The 14,685-nt window shown below is 49.9% G+C and carries 10 protein-coding genes and 1 other annotated feature; all 10 genes read left to right on the top strand.

The features are described from left to right. Positions 1-54 precede the first annotated feature (54 nt). The 10 genes from tig (at position 55) to MCG46_RS09900 (ending at position 14,674) form a co-directional block, all read left to right on the top strand. Positions 55-1,329, top strand: coding sequence for a trigger factor (gene tig / locus MCG46_RS09945; protein ID WP_240279843.1), 1,275 nt, complete (start codon positions 55-57; stop codon positions 1,327-1,329). A gap of 60 nt (positions 1,330-1,389) precedes the next feature. After that, positions 1,390-3,708, top strand: a complete 2,319-nt coding sequence (gene lon / locus MCG46_RS09940; protein WP_240279841.1) for an endopeptidase La — start codon at positions 1,390-1,392, stop codon at positions 3,706-3,708. Further along, positions 3,709-4,311 (top strand): ribosome biogenesis GTP-binding protein YihA/YsxC, encoded by a 603-nt coding sequence (yihA, locus tag MCG46_RS09935; protein WP_154240604.1) that lies wholly within the window; start codon positions 3,709-3,711, stop codon positions 4,309-4,311. Positions 4,312-4,386: 75 nt separating this feature from the next. Beyond that, a complete protein-coding gene (locus MCG46_RS09930) occupies positions 4,387-5,136 on the top strand; it encodes a LysM peptidoglycan-binding domain-containing protein (RefSeq protein WP_240279838.1) in 750 nt (249 codons plus the stop codon). A gap of 175 nt (positions 5,137-5,311) precedes the next feature. Then, positions 5,312-5,986, top strand: coding sequence for a DJ-1/PfpI family protein (locus tag MCG46_RS09925; RefSeq protein ID WP_240279837.1), 675 nt, complete (start codon positions 5,312-5,314; stop codon positions 5,984-5,986). Between the two features lie 118 nt (positions 5,987-6,104). Next, positions 6,105-6,313 (top strand) — a binding site (T-box leader). A gap of 55 nt (positions 6,314-6,368) precedes the next feature. Continuing rightward, positions 6,369-8,978, top strand: coding sequence for a valine--tRNA ligase (locus tag MCG46_RS09920; protein WP_240279836.1), 2,610 nt, complete (start codon positions 6,369-6,371; stop codon positions 8,976-8,978). A 287-nt stretch (positions 8,979-9,265) separates the two neighbouring features. Then, the gene (locus tag MCG46_RS09915) at positions 9,266-9,841 is read left to right on the top strand and encodes a dihydrofolate reductase family protein (protein WP_240279834.1); all 576 of its coding nucleotides are present in this window, start codon (positions 9,266-9,268) and stop codon (positions 9,839-9,841) included. 62 nt (positions 9,842-9,903) lie between these two features. Next, complete coding sequence (locus MCG46_RS09910; protein ID WP_240279833.1) at positions 9,904-10,875, top strand: alpha/beta hydrolase; 972 nt, start codon at positions 9,904-9,906, stop codon at positions 10,873-10,875. Positions 10,876-11,065: 190 nt separating this feature from the next. Further along, positions 11,066-13,699 carry a pyruvate, phosphate dikinase gene (gene ppdK / locus MCG46_RS09905; protein WP_240279832.1) on the top strand — a complete coding sequence of 878 codons (2,634 nt, stop codon included), beginning with the start codon at positions 11,066-11,068 and terminating at the stop codon, positions 13,697-13,699. Positions 13,700-13,840: 141 nt separating this feature from the next. Continuing rightward, positions 13,841-14,674, top strand: coding sequence for an SDR family NAD(P)-dependent oxidoreductase (locus MCG46_RS09900; protein WP_240279831.1), 834 nt, complete (start codon positions 13,841-13,843; stop codon positions 14,672-14,674). Positions 14,675-14,685 lie beyond the last annotated feature (11 nt).

Below are 14,685 nucleotides of genomic sequence, written 5' to 3'. Positions count from 1 at the left end.
CAGATAACATTTGTTATAATAGAAAGGCTAGACATAAGGAGGACAAAGAAGTTTATGTCAACTTGGACACTAAAAGAAAAATCAACAGGCGAACTGAAAGTCACCATTGAAGGTGAAAACTGGAAAACGGCTCAGAAAAAAGCTTTTAATAAATTAGCGAAAGAACTGGAAATCCCGGGTTTCAGAAAGGGTTCCGTTCCGGCTGCGATGGCTAAGAAATATGTACCAGCTCAGAAGATTATGCTGGAAGCTGTCGAGCACTGCGCTCAAGATCTGCTGGATGCCGGCATTGATGAGCACAGCCTGTGGCCGATCTCCCGGCCGGAGCTGAATATTGAAGAAATCAGCGAGGAAGCCGCAACGATGAGCTTTACTTTTGCGGTTAAGCCGGAAGTCAAGCTGGGCGAATACAAGGGTTTAGCTTATGAAGTCGCCGAAACTTCCGTCAGTGAGGAAGAAGTGGATGCTGAATTGAAGCGGATTCAGGAAAACTTTGCCGAATTGGAAGTGAAGGAAGAGGGCGAAGTCGAAAACGGCGATACCGCGGTCATCGACTTTGAAGGCTTTAAAGATGGTGTTGCATTTGAGGGCGGCAAGGGTGAAAACTATCCGCTGGAAATCGGCTCCAACAGCTTCATCCCAGGCTTTGAAGAACAGGTTATCGGCATGAAGAAGGAAGAAACGAAGGACATCAACGTCACGTTCCCGGAAAACTATCAGGCTGCTGAACTGGCGGGTCAGCCGGTTGTCTTCAAAGTAACGGTTCACGAAATCAAAGCCAAAGTTCTGCCGGAGCTGAACGACGATCTGGCGAAGGACGTCAATGCTCCGAATGTGGAAACCATGGAAGACTTAAAAGCACTGATTCGGAAGAATCAGGAAGAACAGAAGCAGCAGAATGCGGAAAATGAAGCGACCAACAAGCTGATCAGCACGGTTGTGGATGCCTGCGAAGTTGAAATTCCGGAAATCATGATCAAAAATGAAACCGATGATATGATTCAGGATTATGCCAACCGTCTGCAGCAGCAGGGCATTTCCCTGCAGCAGTTCTTCCAGATTACCGGTCAGAGTGAAGAAACGCTGCGTGAACAGATGGCCAAGGACGCTGAAAGCAAAGTGAAGCTGCGCTTGGTTCTGGATGCGGTTGCAACCCAGGAAAACCTGGAAGTCGGTGAGGAAGATATCGATACGGAATACGGTCTGATCGCTTCCCAATACAACATGGAGAAAGACAAGGTAAAAGAATTAATTCCGGCGTCTTCGATCTCTTACGATGTCCGGCTGCGCAAGGCGCTGGATTTGATTAAGGATTCCACTAACAAATAAGACGCTTCGCGTCTTTTTTGACCTTTACAACACGTATTATTTCAGACAAGGAGGGTGTCAATGAACAACGAAAGAATGGAAATCAGTGTTCCGGTCATCGCTACACGAGGAATCATTGTTTTTCCCCAGCAGGACATCATGATTGAAGTCGGCCGGGAAAAGAGCATTCGTGCCGTTGAGGAAGCAGAAGAAAAGTTCGATGGTCATGTCTGGCTCGTCTGCCAGAAAGACATCATGGTTGACAATCCTGCTCCTTCGGATCTCTACACTTTCGGCACGCTGTGCCGAATCAAAAATATCCGCCGTAAAGAAGGCTTTATGCGGATTACCTTCAGCGGCCTGGAACGGGCAAAGCTTGTTTCCATGCAGGATGAGGGCCGACTGTTTATGGCGACGGTTCTGCCGATTGCGGATGAAGCCGGCGACAATCTTGAAGAGATGGCGCTGATCCGCCGAGTGGCCAAGGAGTTTGAAAACATTGCTTCCAGTGCCAACAATTTTCCGCCAGAGATCATCGCACAGCTGACTAAGGGCGTTTCTGCCCCGACGCTGTCCGACCAGTTTGCCCAGTATTTCCCATTGCCGCTGGAAAAGAAGCAGCTTTTGTTGGAAACGCTGAATGTCAACGAACGGCTGATGATGATCATTCAGGAGCTGGAAAAAGAAAAACAGCTGTCCGATATTGAAAACAATATCAATGAAAAAGTAAAAGAGCGGATCGATGAATCGCAGAAAGAATATTATCTGCGGGAAAAGCTCCGTGCGATTAAAGAAGAGCTGGGCGATGTTTCCAATCAGAGCGACGATTCTGAAGAACTGCGCCGGATGATTGAGGAAAATCCATATCCGGAAGCAATCAAGGAAAAAGCCCGTGAAGAACTGGCCCGTTATGAAATGCTGCCGGGAGCTTCCGGAGAAGCCGGGGTTGTCCGGACCTATCTGGATTGGCTCTTAGGCGTTCCATGGTGGCAGGAAACGGAAGATAACGAAGATCTCAAACTGGTGCAGAAGCGCCTCGATGAAGATCATTTTGGTCTGGAAAAAGTGAAGGACCGCATCATGGAATATCTGGCAGTCAAGCAGATGACGCAGTCGCTGAACGCGCCGATTCTGTGTCTGGTTGGGCCTCCGGGTGTCGGCAAGACCTCGTTGGCCAAGTCCGTTGCGCGGGCGCTGGACCGCAAGTTTGTCAAAGCGTCGTTAGGCGGCGTTCGGGATGAAGCGGAAATCCGCGGCCATCGCCGGACTTATTTGGGTTCCCTGCCGGGCCGGATCATTCAGGGCATGAAAAAAGCCGGCGTCATCAATCCGGTCTTCCTGATCGATGAAATCGATAAGATGGCCAGTGACTACAAGGGTGATCCTTCCAGTGCGATGCTGGAAGTTCTGGATCCGGAACAGAACAAGCTGTTCTCGGATAACTATCTGGAAGAACCGTATGATCTGTCCAAGGTCATGTTTATTGCGACGGCCAATACGCTGGACAGCATTCCAGCGGCGCTTCGCGATCGCTTGGAAATCATCGAGCTGTCTTCTTATACCGAGGTGGAAAAGGTCAGCATTGCACAGGAACATCTGATCCGCAAGCAGGCTGAAATCAATGGCTTAAAGCCAAGTCAGTTCAAGCTGGGCGATGAGGAGCTGATCTATTTAATCCGGCATTACACACGGGAAGCCGGTGTTCGTCAGCTGGAGCGTGTGATTGCTTCGCTGTGCCGCAAGAGTGTTCTGACGATCATGAAAGACGGCAAGCGTTCAGTCAAAGTGTCGAAGAAATTGATTCAGGAATGGTTAGGCAAAGAGAAATTTGAATACGGCGTCAAGGAGAAAAAGGATCAGATCGGCGTGGTTACTGGTTTGGCCTACACCTCTTTCGGCGGCGATATCCTGCCGGTTGAAGTCACCTATTTTGATGGTAAGGGCAAGCTGATCGTTACTGGACAGCTGGGCGATGTCATGAAGGAATCCACCGAGATTGCCTTAGACTATATCAAAAGCCGAGCGGTTGAATACAAGATTGATCCGGCTTTCTTCGATAAGCATGATATCCATATCCATTGCCCAGAAGGGGCTGTGCCGAAGGATGGCCCAAGTGCCGGCGTCACGCTGACCACAGCGTTGGTTTCGGCGATCACCCGGCATCCGGTGCATGCGAATCTGGCGATGACCGGCGAGGTGACACTGCGCGGCAACGTACTGCCGATCGGCGGCCTGCGTGAAAAATCGCTGGCGGCGCACCGCAGCGGAATTTCAACGGTCATCATTCCGAAGAACAACGTCAAAGATTTGGATGAAGTTCCGGAGACTGTAAAAAATGATATTCACTTCATTCCAGTGGAAACCGTTGATCAGGTTATCCAGGAAGCGTTGGTTCGCTGAATGGAAATCAAAGAAGCTGAACTGGTCGTCAGTGCGCCGTCAAAAGCACACTGGCCGGAAAGTGAACTGCCGGAAATTGTCTTGGCTGGCCGCAGCAATGTTGGTAAGTCGTCCTTGATCAATACGTTATGCGGGCGCAAGGCGCTGGCCTATGTCGGCAACACGCCGGGCAAGACGCGGCTGCTGAATTTCTTTGACATTGATCACCGCTTCATGCTGGTGGATGTGCCGGGCTATGGCTTTGCCAATGCGTCCAAACAGATGCTGATCCAGTTCGGCGAGATGATGGAAGATTATTTTTCCAGCCGTTCGCAGCTGAAAGGTCTGGTTCTGTTAGTGGATATGCGTCACGCGCCGACCGAGGATGATATCGGGATGGCCGAGTATGCGCGGTATTATGAGATTCCGTTTGCGGTGGTCGCGACCAAGATGGATAAAGTTCCGCGTTCTCAGCAAAGCCGACAGATTAAGCTGATTGCTGAAGCTCTGACCTGCAGCCAAGAGGTGATTATTCCCTTTTCGGCGATCACGAAACAAGGCCGGGAAGAACTGATGGAAGCGATCGAAGCGTTATTAGACAACAAGGAGCCTGAATCCGAGTGATTCGGGCTTTTTTCATATTTTAGGGCTTTGGGCATACACTGACATTGAAGCAGGAATGCTGGGGAGGAAACAAGGATGAAACCAATGAAAATTGAGAAACGTCTGGAACTTAGCCGTCCGGTCGATCAAATTCTGCAATGTCAGATCACCAATGAGATTCAATATCACACGGAAACGGACGGCATCCGGGCGTTAGGCTCGTTGTGGGTCAAAGGGCAGGCCGCTGATGAACAAGGTGCTTATGCGCTGAATGAAGAAATCACGCTGGATGTTCTGGCACCAATGGATAAGCTGCAGGATGCCTCACAGTTTCGCATCCGTCTGCATCACTACGATGCCCGCATCGAAGATCGGGATATGATCGTGACGATCTATTTGAATGTCTATGGGATGAAAGAAGAACGGGCTGCGGCGATTTTGGAGTCCGATGCGGAAATTGCACCGGCATCCATGGTTCAGCCTGCACAAACAGAAGTTCAGCACGCAGATCAGGAAGCAAAGCTTGCTTCCGCAGCGATGACAGCGCCGAAGCCGGCGGTGAAGGAAAAGAAAATCGTAGCGGAAGAAGTGTCGGATATGCTAGAGAACACTGAGGTTGAAGAAGAGGCTGAGGAAGCCGAACCCCAGGCAGAAGAAGCGGCTGAGATTGAAGACCTTTTTGACGATGCCGAGAATGTCATCGTGACCAGCCGTTATATGCTGGCGCTGGCCAACGATACCTATGCGGCAATTGCTCAGCGTTACGGCGTTAATGAAAAGCAGCTGATCGCTGTGAACCAGAATAAGCCATTAGAGGAAAAAACGCTGGTTCAGCTACCGCTGTAAGCAAAATTGATCAGGACAACAACCCCAACTCAGGGGTTTTTCTTCTTTCTTGGATTCCGCTGTGCTGCAATACAACGGAATTAAATCAGAATCAAAATCAGAAATCGGAGAAAACTTGTGATTCAGTTGGGGATGTGCTACATTAAAATTAATAATAGGAAAGGGAAAATGGGAAATGAAGAAAGCCGCGGTAATGATCTATCGTGCGTTCTGTATGCAGGAGATCAGCTGTCTGACCGAATGGATGGTAGGATTGGGCAAACCGATGACTGTCTGTGCCGCAGATCGCAATCCAGTGAAAACGGAGGAAGGCTTTACAGTGCTGCCGGATATCTGTTATGAGGAATTGGATCTTGATGAAATTGATTGTCTGATCCTGCCGGGAATCGCAGAATTTCCGGAAGTCCTGAAAGACCGCAGGCAGCTCGACTTTTTAGCTCGCTTCAAAGATCGATCCGACATTTTGATCGCTGCGATTTCGGTTTCGCCGGTGCTGTTAGGGGCAGCGGGATTATTGGAAAACCGGGCTTACTGCGGTGGGTTCTATCAGGAAGTGCTGGAGGATCTACCATTTATGCAGAAAGCGAATTTCCGTTTTGCGCCGATTGTTGAACAGGATCACATCATCACTGCTTTCGGCGGGGCTTTCCGCGAATTTGCTTTATTGGTCATGCAGCGGTTCGGTTTTGATCTGCCAAAGAATACGTTTGGCCCCTTGGAGGAGAACTGGTCGAAGGATAAGCTGACCTTTACCATGGAATCTGAGGCGAAGAAAAACTATTGGGAAACAGCTTTGGCGATGTTTAAGCGCGAATGCCCGCAGTTCTTTTCACAGCCTGACAAGGTGTGATTCAGGTTTTAAGAGGCAACTTAGTTAAAACGTAATAATTTGATGTTCCTGATCCATTTCAGTGTTGAAAACCGCGGAATTGGAATTGACAAGCGCCTGCGCAATGTCTATAATAAAACCATCTACGTTGAACGGAAGAAGTAGCCGCTTTAGGAAATCAGCGAACTCCCGGAAGGTGAAAGGGAGTCAGAAGAAGCTTGGTGAAAAGTCGTCCGGAAGTTGATTTTCTGAAAGCAAAGTAGGAAAATCCGAAAGCCGTCGTTACCGGTGAAAGCGCATCTTGAAAAAGATGAAGTAAGGTGGTACCGCGCGTAAAGCGTCCTTGTTGCAGGACGCTTTTTTTGTTCAGCGTGTAAAAAATTAAAATAAGGAGGAAGCACTGATGAATAAGGAACTGGCCCCGAAATATAACCATTTGGATGTTGAGCAGGGCTATGACAACTGGATCAAAGAAGGCTATTTTACAGCCGGAGATCAAAGCAAGGATCCTTTCTGTATCGTTATCCCGCCGCCCAATGTTACCGGGAAGCTGCATTTAGGTCATGCCTGGGATACAACGCTGCAGGACATTATCGCCCGTTATCAACGGATGCAGGGAATGGACATGCTGTGGGTTCCGGGTATGGACCATGCCGGTATCGCGACGCAGGCTAAAGTTGACGAGCGGTTAAAAAAGGAAGGCGTTTCCCGCTATGATCTCGGCCGGGAGAAGTTTTTGGAGCGGGCCTGGGACTGGAAGGAAGAATATGCCGGTCATATTCGGCAGCAATGGGCGAAGATGGGTTTGTCATTGGATTACACCCGAGAGCGGTTCACGCTGGATGAAGGTCTGAGCAAAGCCGTAGCCAAGGTTTTCGTCGATTATTACAATGCCGGGCTGATCTATCAAGGCGAGCGGATCATCAACTGGGATCCGGCAGCCAAGACAGCGTTAAGCAACATTGAGGTCATTCATAAGGAAACCGAAGGGGCGATGTATACCTTCAATTACAAGGTTGTTGAAACCGGCGAATGCTTCCAGGTCGCAACGACCCGTCCGGAAACGATGTTTGGGGATGTCTGTGTCGTTGTTCATCCGGAAGATGAACGATTTAAGCATTTGATCGGCCTGCATGCAGTCAATCCGGCCAACGGCGAAGCACTGCCGATTATTGGCGATGATTACATCGATATTGCATTTGGAACGGGCGCGATGAAATGTACCCCAGCGCATGATCCGAATGACTTTGCAATCGCGGAACGTCACCATCTGCCGCGGATTATCTGTATGAATCCGGATGCGACGATGAATGAGCGCTGCGGTGAATTTGAGGGGATGGATCGGTTTGAATGCCGGAAGCAGCTGACAGAGAAAATCCGTCAGGAAGGCAATTTGATTGAGATTGAGAAGCATATCCATCAGGTCGGCTACTCGGAGCGGACCGACGTCATCGTTGAACCGATGCTTTCTAAGCAGTGGTTTGTCAGAATGAAGCCGCTGGCGGAAGATGTTTTGCAGCATCAGCAGAATGCCGATGAGAAAATCAATTTCTACCCGCCGCGCTTTGAAAAGACGTTCACGCAGTGGCTGGAGAACATCGAAGACTGGTGTATTTCACGTCAGCTGTGGTGGGGACACCGGATTCCAGCTTGGTACCATAAGGAAACTAGAGAAATCTACGTTGGAATTGAAGCGCCGCAGGATATCGAAAACTGGACGCAGGATGAAGATGTCCTGGATACCTGGTTCTCTAGTGCGCTGTGGCCGTTCTCAACGTTGGGCTGGCCGGATGCCACGCCGGATCTGGATCGTTATTATCCTAACGACGTCTTAGTTACAGGGTATGATATCATTTTCTTCTGGGTTGCCCGGATGGCCTTTCAGGCACGGTATTTCACTCATTCCCGACCATTCAAGGATGTCTTGATCCATGGCCTGATCCGTGATGCTCAAGGCCGGAAAATGTCCAAGTCGCTGGGCAACGGCGTCGATCCGATGGACGTCATTGAAAAGCACGGCGTCGACAGCCTGCGCTTCTTCCTGACGACCAATTCCACACCGGGTCAGGATATGCGCTACATTGAAGAAAAGCTGGAAGCTTCCTGGAACTTCATCAATAAAATCTGGAATGCTTCGCGCTTTGTCATGATGAACATGCCGGAAGATTTCACGTTGAAACAGATTGATTTAAGCCATCTGTCGATCACGGATACGTGGATTCTCAATCGTTTAAATGAAACGGTTGCTTCGGTAACGGCCAACATGGATAAATATGAATTCGCATTGGTCGGCAACGAACTGTACGGTTTTATCTGGGATGATTTCTGCAGCTGGTATATCGAACTGAGCAAGGCCGGTTTAAACAGCGAGGATGCGTCCGTCAAGCGTGCGACGCAGTCGACGCTGATCGTCTGCCTGCGGGCGATTATCCGTCTGCTTCATCCGTTCATGCCGTTTGTGACCGAAGAAATTTACAGCGTCTTGCCGCACACGGAAAAAGCCTGCTGCCTGGCGGCTTGGCCGACATCGATCGAAGGTCTGGATTTGAGTCATAATTATGAAGTCGATCAGCTGATTTCAGTTATTAAGACAATTCGTCAGGTTCGGGTTGACTACAATCTGAAGCCGTCCGCACCGCTGGCCATGACGATCAAAAACGCGCAGAATCAGCCGGCCGCCGTCGATGCTCAGATCGCTTCCATCTATGAAAAGATGTGCAAAGCCAGCTGGAAAGCTCAACTGGACGGAGAAATGCTTGTTCGTCCAATCCTGGGTGGTTCTCTGAGCATTCCGATGAGCGACGTCGTTGATCTGGAAGAAGAAAAGGCCAAGCTGAAAAAGGAAGCGGACCATCTGAACGCCGAAATCAAGCGTGCGGAAGGCATGCTTTCCAATGAACGCTTTGTTGCCAAGGCGCCGGCCGAAAAGGTTGAAGCCGAACGCAAAAAGCTGGAAACCTATAAGCAGCAGCTGGCAATCGTAGAGACGCGCTTACAGGAAATTGAAAAATAATGCAGAGATGGAATTGTGAAGTTCTGTTTCCGCATGACCCGGTCTTTTGAAGATCGGGTTTTCTGTTTTGCGGCCCTTGTTGATTTTTAGGATTGGTGAATGAAAAGCTGCGAAGCATTAGGGAAAGACAGGAGATCAGGGACCGTCAACTCCAACGTTTAATCAGAAAAGGAGAAGGATGCAGGCGGCAATTTCTGCTTTGGCTTATTTGAAAAGGAAGCGGTAAAAAGCGCCGAACCGGTTAAACTAAACGACAGGAAGTCCAATTAAGAAAGAGGTAAACAAAAATGGATCGGAAAGTTATTTTAAATCTGGCCGTCAGTCTGGATGGATATATCTGTGACTGCGACGGTGGCTTTGAGTGGATCCGCGGTCAGGGTGATCGGTCGCTGGATACGCAGCCGCTTTATGATATTGAGGAGTTTGCCCGTCAGATCGACGTGGTGGTTATGGGCCGAAAAGCCTATGCGGACTGCGGTCTGGATTTTATTAAGGAGCCGGCTGGCAAGCAGTTTTGGATTGCTTCCTCACAGAAGATCTCACTGGATCCGCCGGCCGTGAGAGTGAGCGGGGATGTTGTGGCTCAGGTTCTGGCGCTGAAGCAGCAGCCGGGCAAAGATATCTGGCTGTTTGGCGGAGCCGGTCTTACTCAGTCGTTCATTCAGGCAGATGTCGTCGACGAGTATATCATCGGCATCATTCCGATTTTATTAGGCCGGGGCCGACGGTTGTTTCAGGCTGATTTTGCGTCGATTCCGCTGCATCTGGAACAGACCTGGATTGATGATGGGATTGTGATCCTGCGCTATCGCCGTGAACGAAAATCTGGACAAATTGGACAAATCACGATAACTATGGGTTAGACACAGACAAAAGATGCGGCAGGGAAAGCGAAGTCATGATATAATAGGAACGGGTGATAACCATGAAAACAAAAACAAAAGTAATGATCGCGGCCGGAGCGACTGTTGGAGCAGCGGCCGGCTATTATGGAATCTGTGAGCTGGCATATAACCGTTTTATCCGCCGCGGACCGAAGTTCTTTGCGATGGGTCCGCAGGAAGAAGCATTCTCCGAGCCGCAGCGGACGGAACGGCTGCTGCGTCAGGAAGCTGTTCAGCAATGGTTTGTCAACAGTCAGGTTCTCGATCTGACGCTGACTTCCTTTGACGGGCTGCGGCTGCATGCGACGCAGATTCTTAACCATCCGGAAAGTGAAAAGTGGATCGTCATGGCCCATGGCTATGGAGCGGACAGTCTGGCACTTTTGCCGCGCGCGAAGACGTTGGATGAAGCAGGTTTTAATATCGTGCTGCCGGATCTGCGCGGCCATGGCTTAAGCGAGGGCGATTATGTCGGAATGGGCTGGAATGACCGGCGTGATCTGATTTTATGGACCGATCGGATTGCCCAGGAGCATCCTGAAAGCAAAATTGTTCTGTTCGGTCTGTCGATGGGCGCTTCCGCAGTGATGATGGCGTGCGGGGAAGAAGATCTGAACGATCACGTTGTCTGTGCGATTGAAGACTGCGGCTATACCAGTGTTCCGGCGATTGCCGAAAAGCAGGTGCGCCAAGCGTTTGGCATCGCAACTCAGCCAGTTTTGATCGGCTTGTCGACATTGATCAAAATGCGCTGCGGTTATTCTGTCTGGCAGGCCAGTGCTGTCGAACAGCTGAAGCAGTGCCGCGTACCCATGATGTTTATCCATGGTGAGGAAGACGATTTCGTGCCGTATGACATGGTGTTTGAAAACTATTATGCCTGCGCCAGTGAAAAAGAGCTGTATACCGTGCTTTCCGCCGGACATTGCGAAGCCTATCACAGTTCGCACTACGATGAGCGGCTGTTCCGCTTCATCCGCCGTTTCCTGCATTCAGATCCAAACCGCGGATAAAATCAGAAAAAAAGTTTAAGTGCAAAAAAAGCCTAGCAGACCCGATCTGAAAGGCTTTTTTGTCATTTTAGGGAAATCTGGTTAGACCAAAAATATGTAAACGTTTACAAAAACTATGGAAATTCCTGGTCAGTTCCGCTATAATAAGTCTATGAAAGTTGGCTGGAAAATACGCCTATAAGGAGGAACAATGAGCGAAAAATATGTTTATCTTTTCTCTGAAGGAAATGGTAAAATGCGCGAGCTGCTCGGCGGAAAAGGGGCAAATCTGGCAGAAATGACCAATTTGGGCATGCCGGTTCCGCAGGGCTTTACCGTTACAACGGAAGTCTGCACGCGTTACTATGAAGATGGAGAGAAAATTGCACCGGAGATTACGGAGGAAATTAACCGCAATCTGAAAACTCTGGAAGAAATGACAGGGAAAAAGATGGGCGATAAGGAAAACCCGCTGTTGGTTTCCGTACGTTCAGGAGCCCGGGCTTCAATGCCAGGCATGATGGACACGATTCTGAATCTGGGCATCAACGATGAAGTTGTCGAAACGATTGCGGCGAAGACGGAAAATCCGCGCTTTGCTTATGACAGCTATCGGCGTTTCATTCAGATGTTCTCAGACGTCGTCATGGGCTTGCCGAAAAGCAAGTTTGAAGTGATTATCGACGAGATCAAAGACCGCAAGGGCGTAAAGCTGGATACTGAGCTGGATGCTGATGATATGAAGGAGCTGACGGCCTGCTTCAAGGAGTTCTATAAAGAAAACCTGAATGAAGACTTCCCGCAGGATCCGAAAGAACAGATGATCCGCGCTGTTGAAGCCGTCTTCCGTTCTTGGAACAACCCGCGTGCGATCTACTACCGCAAGATGAACGATATCCCAGGTTCTTGGGGAACAGCGGTCAATGTTCAGATGATGGTGTTCGGCAATATGGGCAATACCTGCGGTACCGGCGTAGCCTTTACCCGCAACCCGGCAACCGGTGAAAACAAACTGTTCGGCGAATTCTTGATGAATGCGCAGGGCGAAGACGTCGTGGCAGGAATCCGTACGCCGCAGACGATTGATGAATTAAAAGAAGTCATGCCGGAGGCTTACAACAGCTTTGTTGAAATCTGCGGCAAGCTGGAAAAGCATTACCGCGATATGCAGGACATGGAATTTACGATTGAAAACGGCAAGCTGTTTATGCTTCAGACGCGAAATGGAAAGCGCACCGCGGCGGCAGCTTTGAAAATCGCCTGCGATATGGTTGCCGAAGGTTTGATCAGCAAGGATGAAGCGCTGATGATGGTTGAGCCGAAAGCTCTGGATGCTTTGCTGCATCCGCAGTTTGATCCGGCTGAATTGAAACAGGCCCATCAGATTGCCAATGGTCTGCCAGCCTCGCCGGGTGCCGCCTGCGGTCAGGTGGTATTCAGCGCCGAGGATGCGATTGTTGAAGCCAATAAAGGCAAGAAGGTCGTTTTAGTCCGTTTGGAAACTTCGCCGGAAGATATTGAAGGCATGAACGTGGCTCAGGGAATTCTGACGGTCCGCGGCGGCATGACTTCGCATGCGGCAGTTGTCGCGCGTGGCATGGGACGCTGCTGCGTATCCGGCTGCGGTGAAATTGACATCCATGAAGAAGAGAAAACCTTTACCGTTGCAGGTCAGACCTTCAAGGAAGGCGACTGGATTTCGCTGGACGGCTCGACTGGCAATGTCTATGGCGAAGCCGTCAAGACTGTACCTGCCCAGATTTCCGGTGATTTTGAAACCTTCATGAAGTGGGCGGATGAACGCCGCGTCCTTCAGGTCAGAACCAATGCGGATACACCGAAAGATGCTAAACAGGCTGTAGCCTTTGGGGCTCAGGGCATCGGTTTAGTCAGAACTGAACATATGTTCTTTGATTCCAACCGTATCAAAGCGATGCGGGAAATGATTGTTTCCTCGACGGAAGAACAGCGCCGTGCGGCGTTGGCGAAGCTGCTGCCGATGCAGCGTTCGGATTTCGAGGGCATCTATGAGGCGATGGAAGGCCGTCCGGTTACGATTCGTTACCTGGATCCGCCGTTACATGAATTCCTGCCGACATCCTCTTATGATATTGCAACGCTGGCTCAGGACATGCACCTGAATATTGATGATCTTAAGAGCATCATCACTTCACTGCATGAATTCAACCCGATGATGGGTCACCGCGGCTGCCGTCTGGCAATTTCCTATCCGGAAATCGCCGAAATGCAGACCCGCGCGGTCATTGAAGCAGCGATCAACGTCAATCGCAAGCATCCAGATTATCACATCACACCGGAAATCATGATTCCGTTAGTCGGCGATGTCAACGAACTGAAATACGTGAAGAACATCGTTACGAAGGTCGCGGATGAAATCATCAGTGCTTCCGGAATTGAAATGAAATACATGGTCGGAACGATGATCGAAATTCCGCGGGCTGCTCTGCTGGCGGATGAGATTGCCGAAGAAGCTGAATTCTTCAGCTTCGGCACCAACGATTTGACGCAGATGACGTTCGGCTTCTCGCGTGATGATGCCGGCGGATTCCTGTCTCACTACTATGACAAGAAGATCTACGAACAGGATCCGTTTGCCCGTCTGGATCAGCATGGTGTTGGCAAGCTCGTAGCGATGGCTGCGGAACTGGGACGCAAGACCCGTCCAAACATCAAGCTGGGTATCTGCGGTGAACATGGCGGCGATCCAAGCTCCATTGAATTCTGTCACCGTGTTGGACTGAACTATGTTTCCTGCAGTCCGTATCGTGTGCCAATCGCTCGACTGGCTGCGGCGCAGGCAGCGATTAAAAACGACAAGCATTAATCGGATTCGAAGCATAAAGGCAGGCTGAGATTTGCAGCTTGCCTTTTCTCATGGAAACAGAAGCCAATAAAATAAAAGCGTGCCGTTCGCTTTTCCTGCAGAAAAAGTTTATAATAAAAGAAAGCAAAGAAGGGAGAGTTGATGATGAAAAGTATTTGTGTTATCAGCGGCGGCGGCAGCGGCATGGGTTTGGAAGCAGCCAAGATCTTAGGTCAGAAACATAAGATTATTTTGATGGGAAGAACTGTTTCCAAACTGGAAAACGCTGTGAAGATGCTTCATGATTCCGGTATTGAGGCTGAGGCTTATCCCGCGGATGCCAGTCAGCGTGAATCGGTCCGAAAGCTGGCTGAATATGCCGCTCAGCAAGGCGAGGTCAAAGTCCTGATTCATGCGGCAGGGGTTTCCCCGCACATGACAGATGCTCAGAAAATCTTCGAGATCAACGCAATGGGAACGATGAACATGGATGAGGAATTTGTGCGGATCATGCCGCAGGGCAGCTGTATCCTGAACGTATCCAGCATGTCGGCATATATGCTTCCTTCGGATAAAGTGCCGAAGCCAATCTATAAGCTGAGTCTAACAGATCGTGAAGCATTCCGCTTGGCTGTCAGTCAGATGCTGGATCAAATTCCGGCTGAGCAGCAGACCGGCACGGCGTATACGCTGTCCAAGAACTTTGTGCTGTGGTATACATCCCGCATGGCGGTGATGTATGGCAAACAGGGCATTCGCGTTGTTTCAATCTCACCGGGAACCTTCAAAACTCCGATGGGTGAGATTGAAGGCCAGGAAGCAGCGTCTTTCGCAGAACGCGGCGCTTTGGGACGCATGGGTGAACCGGAGGAGATTGCCCGGATGATGGCGTTTATGGTCAGCGAGGAATGTTCTTATCTCACCGGTGTCGATATTCTGTATGATGGGGGATCTGTGGCTGCGATGCAGGCGATGAGGGAAGACCGTTCCCATTAGAACAAGGCAGA

The organism is Holdemania massiliensis (genome assembly GCF_022440805.1).
In the GTDB taxonomy this organism is placed as follows: Bacteria; Bacillota_I; Bacilli_A; order Erysipelotrichales; family Erysipelotrichaceae; genus Holdemania; species Holdemania massiliensis_A.
Note: the sequence above shows the minus strand (reverse complement) of the source record. Positions and strands in the feature narration are given on the sequence as shown.

What these genes read in the sequence shown, in the direction of transcription:
- tig (WP_240279843.1), top strand. Translation starts at nt 55, where the DNA reads ATGTCAACTTGGACACTAAAAGAAAAATCAACAGGCGAACTGAAAGTC.
- lon (WP_240279841.1), top strand. Translation starts at nt 1,390, where the DNA reads ATGAACAACGAAAGAATGGAAATCAGTGTTCCGGTCATCGCTACACGA.
- yihA (WP_154240604.1), top strand. Translation starts at nt 3,709, where the DNA reads ATGGAAATCAAAGAAGCTGAACTGGTCGTCAGTGCGCCGTCAAAAGCA.
- MCG46_RS09930 (WP_240279838.1), top strand. Translation starts at nt 4,387, where the DNA reads ATGAAACCAATGAAAATTGAGAAACGTCTGGAACTTAGCCGTCCGGTC.
- MCG46_RS09925 (WP_240279837.1), top strand. Translation starts at nt 5,312, where the DNA reads ATGAAGAAAGCCGCGGTAATGATCTATCGTGCGTTCTGTATGCAGGAG.
- MCG46_RS09920 (WP_240279836.1), top strand. Translation starts at nt 6,369, where the DNA reads ATGAATAAGGAACTGGCCCCGAAATATAACCATTTGGATGTTGAGCAG.
- MCG46_RS09915 (WP_240279834.1), top strand. Translation starts at nt 9,266, where the DNA reads ATGGATCGGAAAGTTATTTTAAATCTGGCCGTCAGTCTGGATGGATAT.
- MCG46_RS09910 (WP_240279833.1), top strand. Translation starts at nt 9,904, where the DNA reads ATGAAAACAAAAACAAAAGTAATGATCGCGGCCGGAGCGACTGTTGGA.
- ppdK (WP_240279832.1), top strand. Translation starts at nt 11,066, where the DNA reads ATGAGCGAAAAATATGTTTATCTTTTCTCTGAAGGAAATGGTAAAATG.
- MCG46_RS09900 (WP_240279831.1), top strand. Translation starts at nt 13,841, where the DNA reads ATGATGAAAAGTATTTGTGTTATCAGCGGCGGCGGCAGCGGCATGGGT.